General features: G+C 66.9%; 24 protein-coding genes. 10 read left to right on the forward strand and 14 right to left on the reverse strand.

What is annotated here, in order from left to right; all coding sequences use genetic code 11:
• The first annotated feature begins 168 nt into the window (after positions 1 to 168).
• The gene (locus AB0G28_RS12590) at positions 169 to 381 is read left to right on the forward strand and encodes a hypothetical protein (protein WP_361087075.1); all 213 of its coding nucleotides are present in this window, start codon (positions 169 to 171) and stop codon (positions 379 to 381) included.
• Positions 382 to 394: 13 nt separating this feature from the next.
• Here AB0G28_RS12590 and AB0G28_RS12595 read toward each other — a convergent pair whose 3' ends face one another.
• On the reverse strand, positions 395 to 1,447 hold the full coding sequence (locus tag AB0G28_RS12595) for a hypothetical protein (protein WP_361087078.1): 1,053 nt from the start codon (positions 1,445 to 1,447) through the stop codon (positions 395 to 397).
• Between the two features lie 343 nt (positions 1,448 to 1,790).
• On the opposite strand from AB0G28_RS12595, the gene AB0G28_RS12600 reads away from it, so the two are divergent.
• Complete coding sequence (locus AB0G28_RS12600; RefSeq protein ID WP_361087081.1) at positions 1,791 to 3,272, forward strand: hypothetical protein; 1,482 nt, start codon at positions 1,791 to 1,793, stop codon at positions 3,270 to 3,272.
• A 953-nt stretch (positions 3,273 to 4,225) separates the two neighbouring features.
• On the opposite strand, the gene AB0G28_RS12605 is transcribed toward AB0G28_RS12600, so the two are convergent.
• The 3 genes from AB0G28_RS12605 to AB0G28_RS12615 form a co-directional block, all read right to left on the reverse strand.
• Entirely contained in the window at positions 4,226 to 7,228 is a 3,003-nt protein-coding gene (locus AB0G28_RS12605) for a DEAD/DEAH box helicase family protein (RefSeq protein WP_361087083.1), read from the reverse strand.
• A gap of 310 nt (positions 7,229 to 7,538) precedes the next feature.
• Positions 7,539 to 8,054, reverse strand: a complete 516-nt coding sequence (locus tag AB0G28_RS12610) for a hypothetical protein (RefSeq protein ID WP_361087085.1) — start codon at positions 8,052 to 8,054, stop codon at positions 7,539 to 7,541.
• Complete coding sequence (locus tag AB0G28_RS12615) at positions 8,051 to 9,703, reverse strand: alpha/beta hydrolase (RefSeq protein ID WP_361087088.1); 1,653 nt, start codon at positions 9,701 to 9,703, stop codon at positions 8,051 to 8,053. The genes AB0G28_RS12610 and AB0G28_RS12615 overlap by 4 nt, the downstream gene beginning before the upstream one ends.
• A 926-nt stretch (positions 9,704 to 10,629) precedes the next feature.
• Between AB0G28_RS12615 and AB0G28_RS12620 the strand changes: the two genes are divergently transcribed.
• A complete protein-coding gene (locus tag AB0G28_RS12620) occupies positions 10,630 to 10,809 on the forward strand; it encodes a hypothetical protein (protein ID WP_361087091.1) in 180 nt (59 codons plus the stop codon).
• 162 nt (positions 10,810 to 10,971) lie between these two features.
• Here the strand turns inward: AB0G28_RS12620 and AB0G28_RS12625 are convergent, their stop codons facing one another.
• The 7 genes from AB0G28_RS12625 to AB0G28_RS12655 form a co-directional block, all read right to left on the reverse strand.
• Complete coding sequence (locus tag AB0G28_RS12625; RefSeq protein WP_361087094.1) at positions 10,972 to 11,466, reverse strand: NUDIX domain-containing protein; 495 nt, start codon at positions 11,464 to 11,466, stop codon at positions 10,972 to 10,974.
• A 51-nt stretch (positions 11,467 to 11,517) separates the two neighbouring features.
• Positions 11,518 to 12,342, reverse strand: coding sequence for a phosphotransferase (locus AB0G28_RS12630; RefSeq protein ID WP_361087097.1), 825 nt, complete (start codon positions 12,340 to 12,342; stop codon positions 11,518 to 11,520).
• Positions 12,339 to 13,214 carry a GNAT family N-acetyltransferase gene (locus tag AB0G28_RS12635; RefSeq protein ID WP_361087100.1) on the reverse strand — a complete coding sequence of 292 codons (876 nt, stop codon included), beginning with the start codon at positions 13,212 to 13,214 and terminating at the stop codon, positions 12,339 to 12,341. Before AB0G28_RS12635 ends, AB0G28_RS12630 begins: the two co-directional genes overlap by 4 nt.
• Positions 13,215 to 13,298: 84 nt before the next feature.
• Positions 13,299 to 13,469 (reverse strand): hypothetical protein, encoded by a 171-nt coding sequence (locus AB0G28_RS12640; protein WP_361087103.1) that lies wholly within the window; start codon positions 13,467 to 13,469, stop codon positions 13,299 to 13,301.
• Between the two features lie 21 nt (positions 13,470 to 13,490).
• Positions 13,491 to 14,591 (reverse strand): radical SAM protein, encoded by a 1,101-nt coding sequence (locus AB0G28_RS12645; RefSeq protein WP_361087106.1) that lies wholly within the window; start codon positions 14,589 to 14,591, stop codon positions 13,491 to 13,493.
• 21 nt (positions 14,592 to 14,612) lie between these two features.
• Complete coding sequence (locus AB0G28_RS12650) at positions 14,613 to 14,909, reverse strand: hypothetical protein (protein WP_361087109.1); 297 nt, start codon at positions 14,907 to 14,909, stop codon at positions 14,613 to 14,615.
• Positions 14,906 to 15,667: a TauD/TfdA family dioxygenase gene (locus AB0G28_RS12655; protein ID WP_361087112.1), complete on the reverse strand. Its 762-nt coding sequence runs from the start codon at positions 15,665 to 15,667 to the stop codon at positions 14,906 to 14,908. The genes AB0G28_RS12650 and AB0G28_RS12655 overlap by 4 nt, the downstream gene beginning before the upstream one ends.
• 148 nt (positions 15,668 to 15,815) lie before the next feature.
• Between AB0G28_RS12655 and AB0G28_RS12660 the strand changes: the two genes are divergently transcribed.
• Together AB0G28_RS12660 and AB0G28_RS12665 are read left to right on the forward strand one after the other, a co-directional pair.
• Positions 15,816 to 16,232, forward strand: coding sequence for an NUDIX hydrolase (locus tag AB0G28_RS12660; protein ID WP_361087115.1), 417 nt, complete (start codon positions 15,816 to 15,818; stop codon positions 16,230 to 16,232).
• Positions 16,233 to 16,238: 6 nt separating this feature from the next.
• Positions 16,239 to 17,489 carry a helix-turn-helix domain-containing protein gene (locus AB0G28_RS12665; RefSeq protein ID WP_361087118.1) on the forward strand — a complete coding sequence of 417 codons (1,251 nt, stop codon included), beginning with the start codon at positions 16,239 to 16,241 and terminating at the stop codon, positions 17,487 to 17,489.
• 603 nt (positions 17,490 to 18,092) lie between these two features.
• Here AB0G28_RS12665 and AB0G28_RS12670 read toward each other — a convergent pair.
• Together AB0G28_RS12670 and AB0G28_RS12675 are read right to left on the reverse strand one after the other, a co-directional pair.
• Positions 18,093 to 18,893 (reverse strand): helix-turn-helix transcriptional regulator, encoded by an 801-nt coding sequence (locus AB0G28_RS12670; RefSeq protein ID WP_361087121.1) that lies wholly within the window; start codon positions 18,891 to 18,893, stop codon positions 18,093 to 18,095.
• Positions 18,890 to 19,120 carry a hypothetical protein gene (locus AB0G28_RS12675; RefSeq protein WP_361087124.1) on the reverse strand — a complete coding sequence of 77 codons (231 nt, stop codon included), beginning with the start codon at positions 19,118 to 19,120 and terminating at the stop codon, positions 18,890 to 18,892. The genes AB0G28_RS12670 and AB0G28_RS12675 overlap by 4 nt, the downstream gene beginning before the upstream one ends.
• A 443-nt stretch (positions 19,121 to 19,563) precedes the next feature.
• Here AB0G28_RS12675 and AB0G28_RS12680 point away from each other — a divergent pair, with 443 nt between their 5' ends.
• From AB0G28_RS12680 to AB0G28_RS12690, 3 genes are all read left to right on the forward strand, one after another.
• On the forward strand, positions 19,564 to 20,853 hold the full coding sequence (locus AB0G28_RS12680) for a hypothetical protein (RefSeq protein WP_361087127.1): 1,290 nt from the start codon (positions 19,564 to 19,566) through the stop codon (positions 20,851 to 20,853).
• Positions 20,846 to 21,727, forward strand: a complete 882-nt coding sequence (locus tag AB0G28_RS12685; RefSeq protein ID WP_361087130.1) for an aminoglycoside phosphotransferase family protein — start codon at positions 20,846 to 20,848, stop codon at positions 21,725 to 21,727. Before AB0G28_RS12680 ends, AB0G28_RS12685 begins: the two co-directional genes overlap by 8 nt.
• 114 nt (positions 21,728 to 21,841) lie before the next feature.
• Entirely contained in the window at positions 21,842 to 22,015 is a 174-nt protein-coding gene (locus AB0G28_RS12690; RefSeq protein WP_361087133.1) for a hypothetical protein, read from the forward strand.
• A 328-nt stretch (positions 22,016 to 22,343) separates the two neighbouring features.
• On the opposite strand, the gene AB0G28_RS12695 is transcribed toward AB0G28_RS12690, so the two are convergent.
• Positions 22,344 to 22,787 carry a helix-turn-helix domain-containing protein gene (locus tag AB0G28_RS12695; RefSeq protein ID WP_361087136.1) on the reverse strand — a complete coding sequence of 148 codons (444 nt, stop codon included), beginning with the start codon at positions 22,785 to 22,787 and terminating at the stop codon, positions 22,344 to 22,346.
• Between the two features lie 152 nt (positions 22,788 to 22,939).
• On the opposite strand from AB0G28_RS12695, the gene AB0G28_RS12700 reads away from it, so the two are divergent.
• Both AB0G28_RS12700 and AB0G28_RS12705 read left to right on the forward strand, forming a co-directional pair.
• Complete coding sequence (locus AB0G28_RS12700; protein WP_361087139.1) at positions 22,940 to 23,389, forward strand: helix-turn-helix domain-containing protein; 450 nt, start codon at positions 22,940 to 22,942, stop codon at positions 23,387 to 23,389.
• On the forward strand, positions 23,386 to 23,937 hold the full coding sequence (locus AB0G28_RS12705) for a hypothetical protein (protein ID WP_361087142.1): 552 nt from the start codon (positions 23,386 to 23,388) through the stop codon (positions 23,935 to 23,937). The genes AB0G28_RS12700 and AB0G28_RS12705 overlap by 4 nt, the downstream gene beginning before the upstream one ends.
• Positions 23,938 to 23,947: the final 10 nt, after the last annotated feature.

Genomic DNA, 23,947 nt, shown 5'->3' on the forward strand with positions numbered 1-23,947 from the left:
CTCTCGGTGACCGCCCCCTCGTGCCGTTGGACCGTTCGATCCGTAGACTTCCGAGCGGCCGACCTGTAGTCGCTGCTATCGCCTCGACGGCGGAATCCGCCAAATTCGGACGAACAGTGTTCCCCGCTGATCGAGCTGGACGCCGACGATTGATGGGATGTCGGCCTGTTGGAGCGCGCGGTCGCGAACGCGATCGACAATGCGCTGCGCCACGCCACCACCGGCCGCTGGGCGATCGCGATCAGCGCGAGTGCCAACGCCGTCGGCCGCGTCGTCTACCACCGCCAGGAATGCCGAATGGCGCTGTCGACTTGGCGTTCGGGGACTTGCAGTGCATCGGTGAGAATCCTGGCACGGCTGGTGACGTACCGGGTGGTCTGATTCGAGCCACAGCTCATCGAGTTGCGGCGTCGGGCTTGCGCTCGGGTTTCGATCCGTTTTGGCGGATCGTCCGCCTGAGGCGGTAGAAGTGGTGTGACAGGAGCAGGGTGGTGGGGGCGATTGTGGCGAGGGGAAACGAGACGGGCACGCTGAGGTCTGCGTCGGCGAAGGCGAAGAGAGCACCTTCCGGGCTGTAGTCGGGCAGGGTGACGCCCGTTGCAGACAGTGCGGCACGGGCACTGCGCCAGGGCTTCGTGTAGTCCGGGCTACCCTGCCGTGTCGCGGGCATCAGGAAGACACATTTGGCGAGAAACCCGTTCTCCTTCAGCCACTGGAGCTCCCATCGCGTGCCGGGGAAGTCCAGCGGAATGACAACGATCAGCTCGGCTGCTCGGGCGGCTGCGGTCACTCGACTGCGCCAGTCGGCTTCGGTGCAGGGAAACTTGCCGATACCCGGGATGTCAGGAGCCCATTCGCCGTCCTGCTGGTCGGTGGCGGCAGTCAACAATACATCAGGCCGTCCAGCGGCGATCAGTGGCCGGGAGGCGGGAAGCGCGACGGCGAGGAGGGCCTCGAAGTCGGTCTGGATGTTCACGACGCCCATCCGGCCCTCGAACTGGACCACCGCGCCGACCTCGGCGGTACCGAGCCGATCAGCGGTGGTGAACGGACGCAGGTAAAGCGAGAACCGTGGCGGCTTGCCTTCGGGGCGGTCCAGGACACGTTCGACGATGAGCCCGGCCCTGCGGTCACGGCTTCGCTGACGCGCCCGGTTCTCCCAGCTCATCAATGCGCGGATGATCAGGAACAGGGGCAGGAAGACAACACCGCTCATCAGTGCAAGGAGGAAGTAGAGCAAGAAATAAACTACGGTCTTCGCGGGCTGCCAGTCCGGGACGAAATTTTCCCACGGCTCGCCGAAAGGCGGGACCCAGCCGGAGCTTCCGATGGCGACGAGTCCGACCACGACGAGCACGACCAGCGAGCGCGCCGCATTCCCCGCGTGCACGGGTCGGAACGCCAGCAAGACAGCTGTGGCCGGATACAATCGGCCACCCTTCGACATCCAGCATCCAGGCCGCGCCGATCAATACCGCCGGCGGCAGAAGTCGCAGCAATCCGCTCCCGATCAGAACGCGCATGCTCATACGGAGACTCGGGCACAGAGCGGGCTGAACGTCCAGTGCCAACCAGCCGTCGACGACCATTCCTGTGCGGGTGGACCCGCCCGTACCTCGGCACCGATACATTGGGGGAGCGGTGTTCTGGTGAAGCGCCAAGCAAGGGGATTTGTCCGGCAAAGTCGCCCGTCTGGACCGGTCGGTTCGTGGCCGCGAGCGACGAACGTGTAACGAATCGGCGATGGCTCTCGACTACGATCAGACGGCGGGTACGAGGGCGGTGAACCGATGGTCGAGGACCTTGCCGAGCGTGAACGGCAGACGCAAGCGGATGCCGCGCGGATGGTCGGGACGAATCTGCGCACCGTGGTGCTGGGCACGGGGTGCGGGACTCTCGTCCTGCTGTTCGGCCCCCGCCTCGTGGTCTCGTTGTTCTCCGCACTGGGACTGCCCGTCAAGCGCGGGGACGTGACCTGGCTGATCATCACGGCTGTTGTGCTGTACGGGATCGCGCGGCTGTTGCCGGCGCTCGGCATTGCGGCCGTCCACGCGTTCATCTGGGCCAAGGCGCGAGGCGTCAGCGCTCGTGTCGCGCGCGATCCCGGACTCGCCGCCCTGATCGTCCCGCCGTCCTCGGGGCAGCTGGCCCTGCTCAAGAAGGTCGTCGGACACGGCCGGGCGGTCCAGCGGATCCTGCTGCGGCTCGTGGTCGCCTTGGTGGTGGCGACCGCCGTGGTCTGGGTGGCGGTCCTGGCCGCGCGGCAGTCGCCTGGCGCGTCCGGCTGGGTGCCCGGGCTGACGCTGTTCTTCGCGGTGGTGGTGCTCGTCCTGCTCATCGCCCTGAGCGGGCGGTTGCGCCGCTGGCGGGTGGCGCGGCACGTCCGGACCTGGTCGGAGAATCCTGCGCTGTCGGCGAACCTGTCCTCGATCGGGCCGGACGAGGATGGTCGCCGGGCCACCCTCGTCCCGGACCTCACCGTCGTGTTCGCCGAGCCGCGGTGGCAGATGCGGATGCGCGGCGCCGGGCCGGTGTCCGCCACGCGCAACGTGCTGAACCGGGCCCCGCTGAAGATCGCCTACCTCAGGCTGTTCGACAACCAGGCCAGGACGCGGGATTTCCTGCGCGGGGCCTGGCGCGAGGTCGGGTACGTCCACCTGCTGCGCAGCGCGGCCTCGGTCAGCCCGGCGGAACTGCGCGAGGCGCGGCGGACCGGTGGTCTCGGCACGATGTTCGTCACCTCGCCCCGGGTCTTCCGCCAGCGGCTGGTCGACCGGCCCGCCACTCCGCTGGGCCCGGGCGCCCACCGGCTGGGCGCGGTGACCGACCTCCCGCTGAAGGTGCACGACCCGCACGGCAGCTACCCGGTCCGGTCGGTGCTCTGCCACGGCAGCTTCTGGCGGATGGCGGTCGACCTGCTGCTCGCGCGGGTCGACCTGACCGTGCTGGACCTGTCCGGGTACCAGCCGGGCAACACCGGGACCCAGTTCGAGCTCCAGCGGGTGGTGGACCGGATCCCCGTCGGGCAGGCCGTCCTGCTCTGCGATTCGCGCAGTGACCGGCTGTTCCTCGAGGCGCAGATCCGGCACCACTGGGCGCAGATGGCCGCGAACTCGCCCAACAGCGGGGCCGGCAGCCGCCGGATCAAGGTCTGGGTGACCGACACGATGTTTGACTACAGCGGTCCGCTGAAGCGGTCCCAGCGGTTCGGTGATGACCGCCGCTGCCTGTCCCGGTGGATGGTCGCGGACGTGCTCGGTCTCGCCCGATGAGCCGGCCGGTTGCCCGACGCCGAGGGTGATGCGCGCGAGCGGCGAAATACCTACAGTACGTCCGCGGCCTTTCCGTTTCCCGTTACTTCGGTGCGTGGCGCCTCTCTGCCGAGGACGTCCGGTCGACGCTCTGGGCCGAGGGCGTCGACGACCGGGCCCCGGCTCATCAGGCGGCCACCCTCGAGTAGTACAAGGTCTACCACTCGGTCGGCCGCTCGCTGACCACGATTCGGTGATCTTTCATGCGCTTTCGCGATCCTATTGTTGCGCTGGCCGGTCGGCGCTGCAATCGAATCTTGACCCCGTTTGGAGTAGTCGACAAGTTTTTTTAAAAGGTTATGCAATGGCTGGTTGATCGTGTTTGATGGCTGCGTAGGCCTGATCGTCAGCCATGTGCCGGTGGCCATGCTGAGTGTCGTGACAAGTAGAAATGCAAACTGCCAGAAGTAGCTGGCAACGATGCCGGCAGCGACTTGCGCTCCGCCTGAGAGTGCTAGCGCGATGCTGGCTAGCATGCGGACCCGGCGGAGTTTCACAAGAACATCGTGCCATATGGCTAGTGAATCCTCATCACACGTTCGGAGGATGAATGACCCGTTCGCGGAGCTCTCGCCCGGCGTGGTCGAGGTCGCCGTCAGCTGTGAAACACTGCTGGACGGACGGCGTCTGGGCCGACGGCACGAACCGCTGGTTCCTCGTCACCGGGCTCGGTTGGGGTCCGTACCGGGGCCGGCTGACCTCGATCCGCGGCTTCGTCAGCGCGACTAGGATCAAGGATCAGGCGCTCGTCGGTCGTCTGCGGCAGTTGCTCCCGGAGTGCTGGGACTCGGGCCACAGGTTAGAGTTGTCAGGGGCGACAGCGGCGGACCGCCCTTACGTGTCATTCCCGGTACTTCTTGCATATCGGACGCGGCGTCACAACGTTCCGATCGGTGTGCTTCGCCGAGACCGGTCTAAGCGTGGCCGTAAACAGTCAGAGCAGCGCTGAACTGGCTGACATTGTCCAAGGTGTGGCTGAGGATGGTCTTGATGTTCGACGAAGAGTTGATCTTCCCAGTCAGGAGTCCTGGCTGGACGATCGTGATCGTCCACGAGATTTGTCCAGCGCCGCTCAGCCATCGGTCGAAGAGATGCTCGAGGTCACTGGCTGGCCCGGTCAGCAAAGTGCTTCCTTCTCGCAGCCGGTACTGCAGTCTGCGGGCGAGCCGGGACGGACTCAGCCACGCCACACTCCGGCTTGCCTGGGCTGCGACCTCGTAGAGATCACCGACTCGAGCGCCGGGAGCAGCGGACTTCGTGAACTTGCAGTGCACGAGGGACACCTCTCGACGGCCGTCCGGGCCTTGTCGGCCGATGACCACGAGATCGGCGACCTCGCCGGCTCGGTCGTCGTCGATGACGAACTCGACGTCCGGGTCGCTCTGGTACTGCTTGGCTGTGTAGGTCTTGATGTTGACGAGCCCCTCGCGAGGAGGATCGGACTCCCGGCGGATGTCGACGCCATCGAAGTCCCACATCTTCAGCACGTCGGTGCCGAGATCCTCGTACTCCGGCTGTGGCTGGAACATGTTGGGTCCGATGCTGGCGGCGCCGTCGGTGTAGAAGACAGTCGGGCTGAACTCGGTGAGGTACTCGGAGAACGATAGGTCAGGCGAGGTGCCCCCAATGAGTACTCGGAGGTCGGAGGAGTTGTCCGCAGTGACCTTGCCGGTAAGAGTCTGCCGTCCGGTCCAGACGACCTCGCCGTCGACCAGCGCGCGTAACGCGAGTTCTGTTTTGCTGACGCGGGCTACTTCGAGCGCCAGCTCTTCGAGGCCGAAGGCGCGGCTGCAGTCGGTGCTGCGGACGTGCAATCCGTTGCCGAGCGTGCTGGTCTCAAGGTGCGCGAGGTAGGGCTCCACGGGGAACTGCTCGAGTCGGCGTGGGCTCAACAACGCCAGTCCGGGAAGCCCTGAGGGAGTGGTATCGGCGGCCGCGTGAGCCAGGAAGGCAAGCCGGAAGCACCAGTCGCGGAACTCCATCAGACCGACCAGATCCGGGCTGAAGACCTTGGCTCGGCCGTAAGAAACCCCCAGCGAGGTGATGCTCGCCGGCGGCGGCTTCTGGTCTCCGGCGAGCATTGCCGCGGTGACGATCATCGGGTCGTAGACCCGAGCAATACCGTGACCCGTGCCGTAGGAGCGCGTCTCCGATGGAAGTACTGCCTCGCCGACCCGGGTGCCGGCCATCATCCGGTATGCGGCCAGCCTCCCACCTGCCGCACGCGCGCTGCGCATGCCGACGGAGTGGTAGTTGTCGACGGCCAGGCTGTTCATCAACCGATCGAGCCACAGGGGATCGATCAGCCGGGGCTCGTCCAGCCCCAGTGCGGCAAGGAGATCAGTAATCGTCCGGTCGCGTGTTCCGTGGACGAACACCAGCCCGTGCGTGCGGTCGTGCACGGCTACGTGGATCTCGTAGCCGTAGCGGTCCAATGTGTCGGCCTCAAGCCATTCCGGCCGGATCAGGTGTTCGGTAACGACAACCAAGACCTCGCCACCCGAGTCCACGCCTTGGTAGATGACCGTTCCGTCACCGAGCTTCACGAGCTCGGTGTGGAAGTCGAGCGGCCCACCTTCCGTTCTGAAGACCTGGACGTCCTTGCGGGGCCGGATCCCGGCCAGGCTCAGTGGTTCGATCGGCTCGGGGTCGAACGAACGCAGGTACTCTCGGCGACGGGCTTCATCGGCGACGGCCGCGTCCGCGATCGCCGGCACGAGTGTTGCCCAGGCTACGTCGCTGTTGTAGAGGTCTTTTGTCTCGTCGTTGACGTCTTCTTTCACGGCGAGCAGTTCTGCGGTCGGACCGTCGGCGAGGATGCGGGTAATGCGGCCGAGGAATTGCAGAGTCGCCGGCAGAGTCGCATGTGGCCGATGGTATGCGGCGACCTTCAGGCGCGGGAGGTCGAAACCTTCTCCGAGAACTCCGACGCTGACGAGCCCCCGCAGGGTGCCGTCTTCGACCTGCCGCAGGATCGTCCGAACTGTCTTCATCGGGGTCGTTGCGGTGATGAGGCCCATGGGGGCGCCGTGTTCACGGTAGAGCTCGGTGAGCTGTTCGGCATGGCTGACGCTGCTCGTTCGGGCGATGATCCGGCTGCCTGCGAGGGTGTGCTCCTTCGAGGAGGCACGCGTGATCGTTGCTTTGGCCAACGCGGTATCCCGCTCCTCTGCCGTCGCCTGGCTGTTGACGTCAACGGGGAGGAAATCGATAGGTGAGAGCACGCCGTCCGCCAGCGCCTGGGTGAGGGTGTAGGAGTACACGGTTCTTGCGGGAATCGGCTGCTTGTCCCGGCGAAGCGGCGTCGCGGTGACCAGCGTGACGGGCGCGTCCGACAGAGTCTTGAGCAGTTCCAGGTACGTCGGGGCGGGGGTGTGGTGGGCTTCGTCGAAGATGAGCAGGTCGAACAGATCGGGAGGGGGCGGGACGACGTTCTTGTGCGCTGGTGACAGGACGCTGGGTGTCCCGATGATGACGTCGAATGCCCGTAGCTTCTCCCAATCCGAGTCCTGCTGCCTGCGTTTGGTCACCGAGATCGTCCGTGGCCCGGGCAAGTCGGCGGCGATGACACCCGCGCGACGGAGCACCCGGAGCAAGGTGAATTCGCTTTCAAGTTGCTCGCGCAGCAGTCGGGAAGGCGTGACGATGAGGACGCGTTCGGATCCGAGCAGGAAGGGGAGCAGCGTCATCACCGCGCTTTTTCCGCTGCCGGTCGGCATGCTGACCAACGCAGGGTCCTGGTTCGTGCTGAAGTGGGCCGCGACGGCGAATGCTGCGCCGAGCTGAGCTCGGCGCAGCACCGCCCGGTCTCCTGTGGACGCCGGGACAGTCTGCCCGGATGTCGAGAAGGGGCCCGGGACGGTCAGTCGGAGGGTGGACTTGTTCGACTCGAAGTAGGACTCGGGGGCATCGGTCATGGCGGCTCGCTCGGATCTCAGAATTCGTGCCCGAGGAATCGTGACCACTGGCAGTTTTGCTACACCTTGTCACCCATTCGAGTTGATCGACGCAAGCGTTGTCATGAAGGGATCAAGCGACGTTATTGGTGCTGAACCAGGGCTTGACCTGCGTAGAGTGCGACCTGTAGGCGCGGCAGCGCCGGTCGCAGACTCTCACTATGACTGGCCCTCTTGTCTGGCCGGTCGTGACGAGATCGACATCGGTTCATGGGTGCTGTCGGGTGTTGACGAGGATGACCACTGAGACGGCGATCTACTCACGACCCTGCTAGGTGCTCGGGGTGCCGTTGCGCCAGACGCAGGGGGTGCTGTTGCCGATGGCGAGGCGTTGGTTGATGTTGGCGCGCAGGCTCATGAGGTAGCCGTCGCGGGTGGCGTTGATGAACATGTCGGCTGGTCGGCTGTCGGTGCTGAGTGTCCAGCCGTGGCCGGCCCACCAGGCGGTGAGGGCGTCGAAGTAGGCGTTGTTGTTCTGGGTGGTGGGCAGCCCGTTGACCCAGAAGGTGACACCGAGCAGGAGCTGTCCGGTGGGTTTGCCGGCGGAGTCGGTGCAGTTCAGGGGCTGCGGCGGTAGCTCTTCCAGGGTGAAGCCGGGCGGGAACGCTCCGGCGGTGGCTTCGCGGATCTGGTTGGTGGCGGCGGTTTGGGCTTCGGCGAGCGTGATGGTGAGGTTCATGGGGTGGTTGTCTCCGCATCCGGCAGTGGCGGCCAGCAGAACTGCGAGGGCGAGGAGCCACGAAAGCGTCTTCGGGGTTCCCTTGCGTCCTCGCGTCGCGGCGGTCACGGTGCCGACGCACCTGCTATGACGTTGGCCATCCCCTGGAGTGACTTCGAGTTGGGGTCCCAGTAGTCGGTATGGCCGCCGGTCGCGTTCGAGTCGAAGGCGTGGCCGCCGAACCAGCCGGTTGTGGGGTCGGGGCCGAGCGGATCGACGGGGTCAAGGGCGGGGATGTCGAAGTTGGTCAGCGCCGTGACCGGGTCCAGCGCCGCTTTGGTCGCGAAGACGTGGTTGCCCATCTGACCAGATGGGACACCGTCGAGGTGCAGGTCGGTGGCGTGCTGGACGCCGACGCCGGGGCTGGCGACCATGACGAGGTTGTCCGCAGGGAGACCGAGGTCGCGGGAGGTCTGGCCGACGACGGTGGTGCCGTAGCTGTGGCCGATGACGGTGGAGTTGACGGCGATGGGGTCGTGGCTGGCGCCGAGCCCGTCCTGGAAACGGCGCAGCCCCGGCTCTGCGTGGTCGGCGAAGCTGGTGCTAGCAGCATCCGGGATGATGCTTTGCGGGGCGTCGTAGCCGGCCCAGGTGATGACCGAGGTCGGGACCGGGTTGATGATGCTTGCGGTGTGGTTCATCAGGTCGGCCCGCTGGATGTCGGTGGCGAAGCCGTCGAGTCCCGCGAAGGTGCCGGGGACGTAGGTGGCGACGTTTTGGGCGTGGTCCGGGTTGCCGATCGCGATGATGGCATGGCCGGCGTTGGCGGTGTCGATGCCGAGCAGGAACGCCGGTGGCTGACCGGGCAGGGGCTGGGTGAGCCGTTCGTTGATCGCGTCCAGTCCCTGCAGCTTCTTGTCCATGGCGTCGGCGTCACGTTCGAGGTCGAAGTACTCGTTCTGCTGGGTCGGGTCGGCCTGGTCCAGAGCGTTCATGCGGTTCCGCAGGTCTTCACGTTGGTGCTGCAAGTCGGTGTACTGCTGGGCGAAGACCGTCCGGTTGGCTTTGTCCCGGACTTCGGCCGGCAGCCCGTCCATGACGCCGAGCGCCGCGGGCCGGTCGTGCAGGAGGATCGCCTGGCCGGCGGGGGACAGGCTGGCCCACCACGCCGCGGTCTGCGATGGCGTGGCGTTCGCCGGCGGCTCCGGCAGGGTGAGCCCGGGGTCGACTGCTCCGGCTGCGGCTGCGGCGGCCACGGTCGTTTCGTCGCCGGTGCCGAACTCGCCGGTTTCGGCGCGTTTGAGGACGGAAGTGAGGTCTTGGTCGATGTCGTCGGCGGTGCGGAGTGCTTGAGTGATGTCGTCGACGACTTGCTGGTGAGCTCGGGCTCGGTCGCCGGGGTCGAACTCCGGTGGGGGTTGGCCATCGGGAAAGGTGTCGGTGACCGTGCCAGTGTCGGAGATGCGGTAGCCGTACTTGCGGGCGTATTCCTCGGCGTTGGTCACGGCGCGTTGCACGCCGGTGATGGCGTCGGAGGCCTGGGCGATGGCTTTGCCGACGATGCTGGCCCCGGCGGCGAGCTTCTCGATGCGGGCCATCAGTGCCCGGTGCGCGGATGCCGCCGTGTCGGCAGCCGGCCCGGCCCAGCCGTCCACGGGAAACGTTTTGCCGTAGTCGTCGCCGGAATGGACCAGCACGTCGAGCTGCCGGCGGATCGTGTTGTAAATTTCGTCGATCTGTGCGGTGTTCCACCGCTTTACATCCGACAGTGAGACCATCAGCGCGGACCTCGGAGAGAACCGGTTTGGGCCAGATCGTCGTTGCCGGCCTCGTCCGTGGCCTGGTAGCGCTCAGCTGCCGTAGCCAGGCTCTCGGCCTGAGCCTCGGCGTCGATGCACCAGGACTTGAACGCTGTCGTCCACGACTCGCCCATAGCGGGAGCGGTCTCGGCGGTCGTGCCGCCCGGCATGGCCGCAGCCAGCCTGCGGACAGGCCCCCCGCAGTCGACGCCTCGCAACTCAGCCACCGCCTCGGCAGCGTGTCTTCGAGCGGTGCGGAGTACCTCCGGGACCGTCTGAAACCCCATTTGTCCCTCCCCGTAGCGACCTAGTCACGGTAAGCCACGGGAATGTCGAGTGCAATATGCACATCGCATGCTGTGTGGAGTTGACCTGCTTCTGTCCAGTACTTTCGGATGGTCAACAAAACGCGTTGATCTGGCCGAATCCGTGGGTCAACCACCGGCCGAAACGGCCCTTGCTGCGGATTTCGCATCGATTTGCATCGTGCTACGCGGAATCTCCGTCATCGACGTTATCCGGTTCGAACGAGTCGCTGCGGCGGCCTTGAAGCCAGGTCGTCTTCGGGGATGGGGCAACGAATCTGCGCGATGGCGCGTGATCATGAACAGAGGGCAGGTCAACGTGGATGCTCGTCAGCGTAGGTGTTAGATGGTGAACGCTTGGCCGTTTTTCTTGTGGTCGTTCGCCGCCTGCTCCATGCGGGCGGCCTGCTTGGGTCTGCTCGGAGTAGTGTCTTGTGGTCGATGAGCGGTGTCTCGGCCTGCGTGCAGAGAGCATCAAGCCCGGCGCCGGTCGGCGGCGTGGCGGCAGGCGCGTGGCCGTGACCGCGCCTTCGTGCGTACTGGGATGACATGATCGGTCAAGGGTGTGCTTCTGGAATGGGAATCTGTAACGATGGCAGGGTGAAGACCCTCTCGCCGCGTGTCTGGGGCACCGCCGCTCTGGCGTGCTCAGGCGGCGCTCAGATTCTCGCAGGAATGGCGGGAATCCTGGTCTGGCAGCTGGCATTCCTGCTGCTCACGGTGCTGAGCTTGAGTTTCAGTGCGTGGATTGCCGCGCCAGCTCTTCAAAAAATCCGATAACTTGACTCGAACCCCAAAAATCTTTCCCTGCGACATCTTCTAGGCAAGATAATCGAGTCTTCGCGGGACCTCAGTCAGTTCAGTCTCATCGTTGACTGTATTGACCAGCTGTACCGGGGTCGGGGGCGACTCAGGCGCTGCGAAAGCGCCGGCCTCGCGATTTCATGTGGTGAGCGCCAGCGGTGCAGTCGGGAAACGGTTGTCGAGAATTGTCTGCAGAAGGCCCGGCAGCTCGGCCGGCAGGAGCTTGTCTGCGCAATCCGTGAGCTTGGCGCTCGACCACCAGCGGCGCTCGATGAGACCCGCGCGTTCGTTGTCGGTGTACCGGGTCGCGGTGCGCGGTGCGGTTGTGTCAACGCGGGCGAGGTAAACGTGGTCGAGGCGGTGGTGTTCGCGGCCACGATAAGTGAAGCGGCTTTCCCGAGTCCAGAGCTTGCGGCCGATCTGGTCGACGACGAGCCCGGTTTCCTCGGCGACCTCGCGGCGAGCCGTGTCTTCGAGCTTTTCGCCGGGGGCCTGGCCGCCGCCGGGGAGTTCCCACCAGTGGTGATCGGGGTTGTCAGGGTCGCGGGCGTGGATAAGCAGAACTTCGTCGGCGGGGTTGAGGAGTAGGACACGTGCGCCGACCCGCAGGGCCGGTTCGCTGGGAAAAGGCATTGGGTGAAGTCCTTGTGCTTGGACAGTCAAAGGGACGCTCGCAGTGGCCGTTCATGAGCCTCGGTGGGCGGACCATTGGTGGGCAGCGTTGCGGAGTGCGAGCTTCCACGGCCGCGGATCGTCGGCGGCGATGGTGGTCCAGAGGCGAGCGTTGACGGCGACGAACGTGTCGAGGCCGTTTGGCGGGACGTGGCTCCAAGCAGGAAGCGTTTGAGCCCAGGCTTCTGCGGCGGTGGGTGTGTGGCCCTCGGCGATGAGCCAGAGTGCGGCACAGGCCGGGTCTACCCAGGGTGCGCCGAGGGTGGGCCAAGCCCAGTCCACCAGCCACGGCCGGCCGTCGCTGACGAGGACGTTATTGGGGTTGAGGTCGGTGTGCAGCAGGTGCTCGCCGGCGAGTAGGGCCAGGTCGGTGTCGTCGACCAGGCCGGTCCACCGTTGTTCGATCCGGGGCAGCGGCAGCGGTGGTGGTTCGAGTTCGCCCAGCCGGGCGAGGGTGCGTGCCAGGCCGGTGAGGTCGGGGGAACCGGGGGAGAGGTCGGCGGTGTGGCCGGGGAGGTGGTCGAATCCGAGCAGGTCCCAGTCAGCGGGGTTCAGGTGCCAGCGCAGCCGGGGCGCGATCCCGGAGATATGGGGTGCGATGGCGGCTTCGCGATGCTGACCGCGGACACCGGGATGGTCCTCCGGCATGCCTTTGACGAACACGGCGCCGTCGGCGGTGTGCAGCACGGCGGCGAACGCGGCGTTCAGCCCGCTGGCCACCGGCTCAACGCGACGGATCCCACCGACTTCGGCCTCGACCGCGGCGCGTACCGCCGGAGGGAGGGTGACGCGGTCGCGGGTGCCCATGGACGCCGCTGTGCTGCCGGGCTGGTTCACGCCGCCACCGCGCAGGTGAAGCCGAGGGTGGTCAGCCCTTCGGAGCAGAACAGCGATTCCGACGGCCCCCCGGCGGCGGCCTGCAGCAGCTGGTAGCGCGCGCCGTGCCGGGCGCCCCAGGTCATGGCAGCTCGCCACAGGGCGCGGCCATGCCCGCGGCCGCGGTGCCCGGGAGCGACGCCGAAGTACTGCGGCAGCAGGACCGGTGCCCCGTCGCGATCGGGCATCACGGCGAGCGGACCGATCGCTCCGAGCACCACGCCTTCGTGGACGGCGGCGAGGATCGGCCCGTCGACGCGGCCTTCACGCCAGCGCCGACACAGAAACCCGAGCCCGGTTTCCGGTGCCTGCTGGGCCAGCACGGCGAAGGTGTCCTGAGTGGATGGAGGGCAGGCGTCGAGATCGCGGATTCGTTCGGCAGCGCCGGGGTTGTCCTCCTGGGTGAGCGTCTTGAGCAGGACCCGGGTTCCTGCGGCGGCGTCGGTCTGCGGTGGCTCGGGGGTGAACCAGATGACGCGGCCGGTCGCGGCGCCGTAGGCGGCGCACCATCGGCGTGTCGCCGCGCGCAGAGCTGTGGTGTGGGGCTCGGCGGGGCCGTAGACGTGGGTTTTGATCATGCCGGTTCCGCGGTGGGTGAGCGTGGGAATGACAGTCAGGTCAGGGCGGTGGACGATCTCGTCGACCAGGACGGTCTCGGACTTCGTTGCCGACCAGCGGCGCTCCTTGTCGAACGGCAGCATCTGCCCGGTGCGCGCGGCGGCGACGACCTCGTCGAAGATCTCCGGCCCGAGCGTGTCCGGGTGCACTGGTCCCAGGGTGGGGACGACGGGCACCTGCAGGACGCGGCGCAACCAGCGTGGCCGGAATCGCATGTCGGCACGCTACCTGCCGCCATCAGGCCGCTCGGTGACCCCCGGTGTAGGACACGCCGGAGGTCACCGAGAGGTGGACGCGCGTTAGTACGGGTTGTCGTCGCCGGCGTTGCAGCTGCACTTCGATGACTCGACGAGATCGTCCAGGTGCTCGACGAACTCGATCTCGGCCGGGCCGCGTGGGGCAGCAAGCGGCACGGGGATGGTGGTGCCGCTCGGGTCGCGCCGTTCGAGTGGGACGAGGACAGCGGTCATGGGTTTCCTCCTTTCGGGTGATCAGTGCTGGCAGTAGGTATTCAGTGGGGCTTTGGCTTTCCGGTAGAGGGTGACCAGGGGCATGCAGGTGCCGCAGCTGCCCTGCAGCTGGCAGCCGGTGCAGCCGCCCTGGCGCAGCAGCAGCCGGTCCGCGATCCCACCCAGCCTCGCCAGCCCGGCCAGGCCCTCCTCGAGCAGCGGGATCTGGGGGTCGCGGCCGACCTTGCAGATGCTGGCCATGCCGTGCGGGTCGACGTGGAAGAACGTGTGGCCGGCGTTGCAGCCGGTGAACGGCTTCCGTTTGCGCAGGTACTCCTGCGACTGCGCGGGCAGGCTCTCCGCGCCGCCGTAGATGGTGGGCGACATGTTGGAGAACACGTGGTGCGGCAGCTCGTAGCGTTCGGCGAGTGCCTTCATCGCGTCCAGCTCGTGGGCGTTGTGCTGGGTGACGATCAGGTTCAGGTTCAGCGGCAGCGCGGCCTCGTGCGCGGCGGCCAGCCCGCGGGAGAACTTGTCGAACGATCCTCGGCGGCGGGTGAGTCCGTCGTAGGACTCGGCGGTGGCGCCGTAGACGCTGATGGTGAGCCGGTAGGGCCGGTACCGGGTCAGCAGCTCGAGGATGTTGGGTTGGGCGAGGCGGGAGCCGTTGGAGGAGATCGACAGCATCATCCCCAGCTCGAACGTCCGCTGGTACACCGCGGTGAACAGCTTGTCGATCAGCGGTTCGCCGCCGGTGAGTTGCAGCCACAGCACCCCGGCGTCCGCGAGCAGCTGCAGCAGCCGTTCCCGATCCGGCCAGGAGAGGCCTTCGAAGCGTTTGAGGCCGAGGTAGCAGTGCTCGCAGTCGTAGTTGCAGCCCAGGTTCAGCTCGTAGGAGGCACGACCGTAGGCGTGACCGGACGGGGCTCGCACCAGGACCACGTCGGTCTGCCGGCGGCCGGAAAGATCCAGATCCGGCCAGCGTCGGCTCGCGGCCTCCACCAACCAGCCTGGACAGAGCTGCCCGGCCGCGACGGACGCCAGCTCCTCCCATAGTCGCACCGGCAGCCGGATCCCTGACTCGCTGCCGGGGCGCAGCAGGAGATAGTCCTCGAGAAACGGGCTGGCGATGAGCTCGAACACGGGGGCTCCTTCTCGCGAGTGTTAGCCGGTGGGACGTCCGACGAACCGGCTGTACTCGATCGCGGCGATCGAGGCCTGGACCTGCTCGGCTGCCGGGGAGGGCCGGGCTGCGTTGACGACGACGGTGAGGCTGCAGCGGCGGATGTCGATGAAGTGCGGGTCAATGTCGGGGGCCTCGCACAGCTCCCGTAGGGCGGCTTGCCAGTGCCGGAGGTCGGTCTCCGGGCCGAGGTGTTCCCAGGGGAGGACGATCCACTTGCCGCGCCGGAGTGCCGCGGCGATGTCGTGCGGATCCGACACCCAACGCGGTGCGATCATGGCGCTGCCCGGGAGTGGATGAACCCGGCGGGGATCCGCCAGCCGGGGTGGGGGTCGAGGTGGATCCGGTGCACCGTCCGGCGTCCGGTGAAAGCGGTCCGGCCGTGCAGCCATCGCCGGTTGTTGACCACGTAGCCGCCACCGGCAGTCGCCGGGATCGAGATCGCGTGGCGGCGAATCACCTGGTCGAGTACGGAGAGCCGTCGCTGGGTGTGCGGGGCGAAGCGTGCCAGCTCGTCGCGCCGCAGCCGCAGGCCCGCCAGCTGGTCCGGGCCGGGTTCGAAGACGTTGCCCACGATCCCGGCAGCGCCGCCGAAGTAGGCCCCACGCCGCGTCGAGAGGTCGGCGAGCGCGTCGGGAGCGGTGGTGGCCAGCTCGGCGTGTACGGCTTGGCCGTCGACGAGGACGTAGTTCCCGCCGCGCTCGGCCGGCTGCACGCACACCGCCATCACCAGCAGCGGCGGCTCAGCCCGGTCGGAGCAGTCGGTGTGCGGCGCCAGCGGCTGTCGGCTGAACCCGGCCTGCCCGGGCCGTGGCCGGACATCGCCGCGGTCGGCCAGCACGGTGATCCCCGTAGGGTTGCTGTCCCGGTGCGGGACGATCCGGCCCAACCGAGTCGCCAGCTGCATCAGCTGCTGCTCGCTGCGCAGACCGTCGAATAGCGCGACGCCGTGCTGCGCGAGGACCGCGGCCAGCTCGCCGGCGCCGCCGACCGCGGCCACGTCGACACGGCAGTCCGGCAGCACGGTGGCGAGCATCTGGGTATCTCCTGTCGGTGCGTTTGGCTTGCTCAGCAGACCGGGCGTTCGTGGGCGCCGTCCACTGACAGATCGTCAACCCGGAAAGCCGCCCTCGACTGCTACGGTCGGTGACGCGCTGTGTTGGTCGGCAGGGGAGCTGGTGCTGGTGGCGGAGTCCGGATACCCGGTGTCGATCAAGGGCGTCCTGGTCCGGGACGACCGGGTGCTGCTGGTGCACAACGAGCGCGACGAGTGGGAGCTGCCGGGCGGCCGGATCGAACGCGGCGAGACCCCGGAGCAGACCGTGGCCCGCGAGATCACCGAGGAAACCGGGCTTTCCGTCGACGTCGCCGAGATCCTCGACGCCTGGGTCTACCACATCGCCGTCGCGAACAAGGACGTCTTCATCGTCACCTACGGCTGCACCACCACATCCGCCGCGGCACCGGTCCTGAGCCACGAGCACAGCCGAGTCGCCGAGTTCGCCGAGCACGAAGTGCCCAGGTTGCGGATGCCGGAGGGGTACAAGCGCTCGATCGCCACCTGGTTCGACCGCCTCCGCACCTCGGTGACGGCGAGGTAGCGAACGATGGCGGGCTGCGAACGCTGCGGAGCGAGGCTGAGCCGCCACGCCCGCACGCCGGTGTGCCCGACCTGCCAGGCCGGCACCACGACGCTCTCGACACGACCCCCGCGGCTCGCCCCGGCGGTCTGGATGTGGTCCGACCCAGCCGCCGCGGCAGCCCTGTCCTCCCGTGACCTCGCGACCATCCTGCGCGCCTACCGCGCCGCGAACGGCCTCAGCCAGGAAGCGCTGGCCGGCCTGCTCGGCTACGACAAGTCGTACATCGCGATGATCGAGACCCGCAGGCGGACACCCGGCGACGTGGCCGGACGTAGGCACATCGCTCGCGTGCTCGGCCTGCCCTTCCACGTCCTCGGCGTCGCTGATCCCGACGGCGCCGACTTCGCCGCGCTCGTGCAGTTCGGTGACAGTGTCGTCCGGCTGGCCGAGGTCGCCCGCCGATCCGGGCGCGCCGTCGAAGCGGTCAACGAGCTGTGGCCGCTGGTCGCCCGGCTCGAAGCCCGTGCCGCCGACGGCCGCCTCGAACGCGACACCCTGTACCTGCTGGCCTCCGCCCGGCTGGCACTCGGCGTGTCGCTCGGCACCGTGCTGCCCGAGGAACGGCTGACCGGCGCCGCGGCCTGGACCGGCAAGGCCCTCGTCCTCGCCCGCCACCTCGGCGACGACCACTTCCTCGCCGACACCTTGCGGATGCACGGCAACGAACTCCGCAAGGCCGGACGGCTCCCCGCCGCCGTCGCACGCCTCGAACACGCGGTCGCCGTGTCCACCGATCCAGGCGGACGGGGCTCGGCGTTCGCTCTGCTTGCCCGGGCCGCAGGGGACGCCGCCATGCCCGACCGGTTCACCCACGCGATCGACGCCTGCCGCAGGCTGTTGGACTCCGGTGCCGGCCGGGGGATGCTGCTCAACCCCTTCACCCTCCGCGAAATCCATGCCCGCGGGTTGCTCGCCCTCGGCCGCCCCTGTGAGGCCCTTCATGCTCTCGACGGAACTGATCCCGGAGAGCCGGCAGCACCGCAGTGGCAGGTCATCGAACGCGTCACCACCGGAGAGGTTCTGGCTGCCGGTGGTGAGTGCGCGGGTGCTGAGGACGCTCTCGCCGCGGCCATCGCGACCGCCGAACGACGACGGCTCCCCCATCAGCTGCAGCGAGCCATCCGCGTCGCCGATCGCAGTGGCATGGTCCGCATCGGCGCGGCAGGCCGAGCGGCGTTGCAACGCCTGCGAGGTCTCCTGGCCCCAGCCGCGTAGCTGGGCTTCAGCGAACCGGTACCTCACGACGTTTCGCGTGTCGCATGGCTGGAAGCTGATTGCCGCACTGGCTCGCTCCATGCAACGGCAGCATCGCCCCCACCGGTCAGAGCTGGTCATGGCGCTCCTGGAGACAGCGAAGCGGCGACGTCTTTCGTCGAAGATGCCGTGGTTTGGGTCGTCGCAGTCGACGCCACCAGACGGTGCCGCGCGGTTTGCTGCGGCAGGAGGCCCGATTGTCGGCAAGGCGTCCGCGGCACGCCGGACAGGTGCAGCGCGGAGCATCGATCATCGGTGCAGCCGAAAACTGGGCACCGCAGATCCCACGGTACGAGCCGCGGGCCTGCATCCCGTCGGCGAAGGCCGCTTCGGTGACGAGGTGGTTGGTGCCGGTCAACGCCTCGGCAACCCAGAACAGTCGTAGGGGAGACCGGCGCCCCGGAGGTGCGGTGGCCATTTGTGAATCTCCGCGGTCGAGCTCGATTGACGGAACGGTGGACACACCCGGCCGGTGCGCTGGGTCGGGGCAAGCGCACCGGCCGGGCTGATCAGGTGGCGGCTGGCCTGCCGCTTCGCGGCTGCTGCCCTGGCAGGCCATGGTGCTCAACATGAAGCCGTTGGCTCATAGGCAATGGCTTTCTGCTGGAGCGCGTCGAACGTCGACTTGTAGCGCTTCACGGTCGTCAGGTCGGACAGGTAGACCGTCGAGTGCTCGTGTTTCAAGACGACGGTCAAGGCCTTTTCCGCGGTCTCGTAGATCACGAAGGGCTCGATCGTCGGAGCGGTGGGAGCCTCGGCCGGGACGATCCGGGTGTCCACCCGTCGTCGGTTTGCCGGGTTGGAGATCTCCTGGAGTTGTGCCTGCACTACCTCCGGAGGAATGCCTTCCAGAGTCAGCGCTGCCGAGCCCAGCAGGAGGGTGTGCCGGTGTTGCGGATGGCGATCGACCTGTCGGACGCGGCGGGCGAAGATTTCCTGGTCGACTTCGTCGGGCTGCGTGGTGCGGGCTCCAGGAAGTGCGTGTGCGTAGTCGAATGTTTGGAGCAGGTCCGGGACGATCCTCGGCGCCCATTCATAGGTATGGAGGGTGTACCGGTCGTACGCGCGCTGGAGACTGATAATGCCGGGGTCGACGTATTCGACGTAGCTCGCGCGCTCGGATTCCGCGTGAAGGCGGCTCAGGAGATGGCATTCGGCGGGCGGTACTTCGAGGAGGCCGAGCACCCAGCCCAGTGGCACCGCCGGGATGCGTCGTTCTCCGGTCTCCCAGCTCGAAAGGAGACTTGGGTTGGTATCTATCAGGCGGGCCAGCTGGCGGAGGCTCATACCCCGGGCGATTCGGTGTTCCCGTATCGCGCGACCCACCACGTAGAAGCCGGGGTAGCGCAACGATGCGTCGGTCATGACGAGTGCCGTTCTGCGAGAAGAAGGTCGTGTGGAGTCAGTACGATGCCGGCGTCGACGTCCGCGGCGTGGGACTGCAGGAGGTCCAGCAACTCATCTAGCTTGGCTGCGACCTGACGCTGCTCGTCCGTCGTCGCCGTTCCGTCCTGTAGTTGGCGCACAAGCAGGCTGATTCGGACTTGCGTTGTCCGCAGGGCGTCAACGAGCTTGATGGTGTCGCGGGACATCAGAACTCCGGGCGGTCGTGGTGGCGACTCCGAAAAGGGCAGGCGGCGCAGTCCGACGAGTACGCGGCACAGCAGCACATACTCGGCGTCTTCTGCGAGAAGCAAGTCGGCCTCGGAAGGCCATCCTTCTTCCGTCGATCCGCCAAATCGTGAGGGCATGGCGGTCGGCGAGTTCGGTCCGGCCCGTGCGGCTGCTCCATCGCCGTGACGACAACGAGCCAGTCGGAGCGCCGACGCACGAGATGCAAGACTGGTTGCCGGGGCGGGCCTTTGTTCGTCATTTCCCATGGGGTACAGCGTGATCAACAGTTGGGGACGAGGGGAAGCGTAAATGGGGCCTGCTGTGGCCGGGATGGGCACAGCGGGGCCTCTTCGAGGCCTACCTGTTGTTGGCTGGGTATATAGTTCAGGATGAGCGACAACGTCGATGGAGGGGAAAGTCGATGGAGTTCTGGACCGCAAGGCGTGCTGCTGCGTTGTGTGCTGCGATGGGATGCACTCTCGCAGAGTTCGCCGAATACCTGGGACTTTCTCGTTCTACAGTGGCGAAGTGGAATCGCACAACAAATCCGCGAAATCCGGGGCGGGAAGCGCAGGATCTGCTCACGGTGGCATTGACGCAGGCGTCGCCGGCCGTTCGGGCTCGCTTTCACGCTGACTTGGGCGGAGTTCCGCAGGGTCCGACACAGCCCCTGGAGGTGACAACGGCTGATTCGCGGACTCAGGTTGCCGACGCGGCCGCGCAGGCCGAACTGCTGGCCAACGATGTGGCTGCCCTCGGTTCCGATGCCGATCTGATCGAGTACCAGCGTTCCGAGCTGGGACGGATCGCGGTCGCATACGTCCACTCACCGCTGCGCGCTGTATTCGCGGACCTGCGTCAAGTTCAGAACACCTTGACGCAAGCGCTGCGGACACCCCAACGGCCAAGTCAGACCCGCGACTTGATGTTCCTGGCCGGGGTAGCGTCAATCCTTCTCGCGCACGCGAGTCAGAACCTGGGTGATCACGGTGCTGCCCTGAAACACCTTCGGGCCGCGGCGACGTTGTCCACCGCCGTGGACAGCACGGCGCTCCGGGCATGGACCTGCGGCTCGTCGGCCCTGTTCCACGAATGGTCCAGGCAGCCGTCCGCTGCGGTGACAGCCGCTCTGAAAGGCCTGCAATACAACTCCGGTCCTCAGACGCGTCAGCGCCTGCTGGCCATTGCCGCGCGCTCCGCGGCTCGTGCACAGCGGCCTGACGTCGCACGTGATCTCCTGGCCCGCCTCAATGATCCACCTGATCGACGGTTCGCCTCCGAGGATTCCGTGGAAGATTTCGGCGGGCTGCTGTCTTTCCCGGCGACAAAAAAGACCTACTACATAGGCGGGACGTACGCGCTGCTCGGCGAACACGACAAAGCTGAACGCTGCTCCGCGCGAGCCATTCTCGAGTACGAGCAAGGTCTGCCGCAGGAACGGTCCTACGGGGATCTGGCCTTGGCTCGCCTGAACCACGCTCACGCGTGTCTCGGCCAAGACGACCTCGATGGCGCGGCCGCATCCGTCGCCCGAGTTCTCGACTTACCCGAGGAGGAGCAGATCAGCCAGCTCAACGGGGCGGTGGCTTCGCTGCGTGACCAGGCTTGTCAACTTGGCGATCGTCGGCATCGCGCCGCAAGGGAGCTGGCGGACAAACTGACCGGCTATCTCTCGCATCGACCTCGCGCTCTACCATCGGGATGTGGCTGACCCCGTACTTCCGAAGGTGCTCGATCTTGCGTGCCGCCGCGCTGGTCTCGACTCGGCCGGCGCGACGCCTTTGCGCAACCACGCGAACGACGTGCACCTGCTTCCGGCGGCCGGTAACTCCGGAATCGTGGTAAAGGTCGCTCCTCAGTCGCTGCGGGATCGCGCGAACCGTGCTGTCCGGCTCACCCTCTGGCTGGCCGAGCAAGGCTTCCCTTGCACGGTGCCGGCTCAAATCGAACAGCCTGTCGAGCTTCTGGGCCACGTCGTCACGTTCTGGCGGTTCTATCCCCAGCAAGATCGCGGCGTACCCGACGCTGGCTATCTCGGTGGTTTGCTGCGGAAATTGCATCGGCTCCCGGTTCCGCCGGTCGAGCTGCCACGCGCAGCGCCACTGTCCTCATTCGCAGACATCGTCAAGGCCGACACGACCCTTCCAGAACAAGACCGCCGGTGGCTGATCGAAGAGCGCGACCACCTCCTCGCGGACTTCGGCCAGTTGAACTTTCCGCTCGGGACCGGGCTGATCCACGGCGACGCCTACCCCGGCAACACCCTGTGGGACGGTGCCGATGTGCTGCTCGGCGATTGGGACGAGCCGGTATGGGGACCCCGCGAACTCGATCTCGCCAACACCGTCCAAGGTGGAATTCGCTTCGGCCGCTCAGCTGCCGAACTGGACGCTTTCGCCGCGGCTTACGGCTACGACGTCCGTGACTGGGACGGTATCTGCACCCTTGTGCGGATGCGTGACCTGCACACCTTGGGCAGCTTTTTCCGGCGTGCCGGATGCGGAGACGCCGGCGCAGCCGCTGAGCTGGAACGTCGAGTGCGGTCTCTCCGGCGACGAGACCGCGACACGTGGGTCGCGGCGTAGCTTGGCCAACGCCTCACTCCACTGTCTCCCAGATAGCAAGTGTCGTCGAACGTGTGTTCTACCGTCTGATACGTTCGGCGGACAAGGGACGGGATCGCGGAGCGGGAGGTTGCCGTGGCATGGTTGCTGAGAGAACGGGCGAGCGGCCGGGAGTGGCGCTTCGGCGACAGCGACCTCGCATGGGAAGCCGGCGGCTACGACACCACCCGGTTCGAGCTGCATGTCCTCGACGAGGACGTCACCGGAGCACCCGACGGCTCGCCCCTGGCGTCAGTCAGCAGGTGCTGACGCGGGGTGAATCAGCACCTCGATCCTTACGATCATCACGGGTCTTGATGGTCGGGCACGGGAATGGTTCGGCTGGTTGTGGGCTGCTTGTAGGCCTGGCGCCTACGCCTCTAACCGTTCGACTTGCGCGCCGCTCGGCACGTGCGAGCCTGCCAAGCTGATTTGTCACCGCGGCCGCAGTGGCTGCGGTAGTTGTCAGAGTGCTGCGTATTCCGGCGGTGGTTGTCGATGTGATCGAGCATTGGGTCCCGGACCGTTTCAGCTTGCCGCGCTGAGGCGCTTTGGCAGTTGCCGTGATCGCTGCGGTGCCCGTCTGCGACGACCTGGCTCACGCTGACCGGCGGGCGTCGACGCTCCGACGGTGCCGCGCCTGGTGGACGATGTCCGCGTGCCGGCTCACCCAGTCGGCCAGCGGCTGCATGGCGTCGAGTGCCTCCCGGGTCGCGGGCGCGAGGGAGTAGATGACTGACGGCGGGAACACGCCCGCCTCCTGGTCGCGGACGATCAAGCGGTCAGCCGTCATCGTCTTCAGCGTGCGCGTCAGCACGCTGGCGTGCAGTACCCGCGGTCGTCCGGACCAGCTGTTCGCCGCCGCGGCGTCGTTGAGCGAGCCGACCATGTCGAGCAGCTCGGTGTAGTGCTTCGGGCCGCTCTTCAGTGCCAGCAGGATCGCCGTCATCCAGTCGCCGCCGAAGAGCTGTTTCGCGTCGTGCAGCTTGCGCAGGCGCTCGGCGTCCTCGGCGGTGATTGGCTGTGTGCTCGGTCGAGTCATCGTTCCCTCCCCGGTTCGATCACCCCAGGCTGTTGATCTTATGTTTCCGCAGGTGGTGTCTCAACTATGGGACAGTCATTCACCTGATCGGGTCTTAATCTGAGTTAAAAGCGCTGTTGGGCGGTAGTTTCGAGGGGAGGTGAGGAGGGGTGATGGCCGAACGTGCCGGGCGCGACTTCGCGGACAAGCTGAACCAGTTGTTCGCGGTCACGAGGTCGTCGGAGGGCGACGAGTACAGCAACGACTTCGCTGCGGACTCGATCACGGCGGCCGGTACGAAGATCTCCGGCACCTACATCTGGCAGCTGCGCAAGCGGAAGCGGGACAACCCCACGATCAAGCACGTCGAGGGGCTGGCGAAGTTCTTCGGGGTGCCGGTCAATTACTTCTTCGACGACGACGTGACCGACCGCGTCGACCAGCAGTTCCGCGACTTGGCCGCGGAACGGGAACGCCTCAAGGCGAACGCCGGCGACCAGGAGGCGCAGCGGATTGCGATGCGCGCAGGCGAGCTGACGCCGGATCGCCGTCAGCTCGTCATGGACCTGCTCGACGTTGTCTACCGCGACCAGCAGGCAGCCCGGGAGCGAGGGGAGCGGTGAACGAGCGGTTGCTGCGCCGCCGGTGCCGGCGGTTGCTAAAGGAGCTGGATATCCGGCCTCCGTTGGACGTCGTCGAGCTGTGTCGGCGCGTCGGTGAACGCCGCGGCAAGCCGATCAAGCTGCTGGCCCACTCGATTCCGGTGCCTGGCCCGTTCGGCGTGTGGATCAGCACGCGCCCGGCGAATTACATCCTGTACCAGCGGGAAACCAGCAAGCCGCACCAGAACCACATCATCCTGCACGAGCTGGGCCACTTGCTGGCCGGTCATGAGAGCGATCCGTGCGATGACGAGCTTCTGGCCGGGCTGTACCCGGACATATCGACGGACAGCCTGCGCCAGCGGTACCCGGACCTCGAGCCGGACGCCGTTCGCCGGGCCCTGCGGCGCACCTCGTACGACACCGATCAGGAGCGCGAGGCCGAGACGACGGCGACGATCATCCTGGAGTGGGCGTCGGTCCTGGACCAGGTCGGCGTCAGCGGAAGATCGAGCGAAGCTGCCCAGGAGATGGGAGCTGCGCTCGAAGGCCGTCTGGGGTGGCTGTGACGCCTCTGGT

The organism is Amycolatopsis sp. NPDC021455 (genome assembly GCF_040640995.1).
Taxonomy (GTDB): Bacteria; Actinomycetota; Actinomycetes; order Mycobacteriales; family Pseudonocardiaceae; genus Amycolatopsis.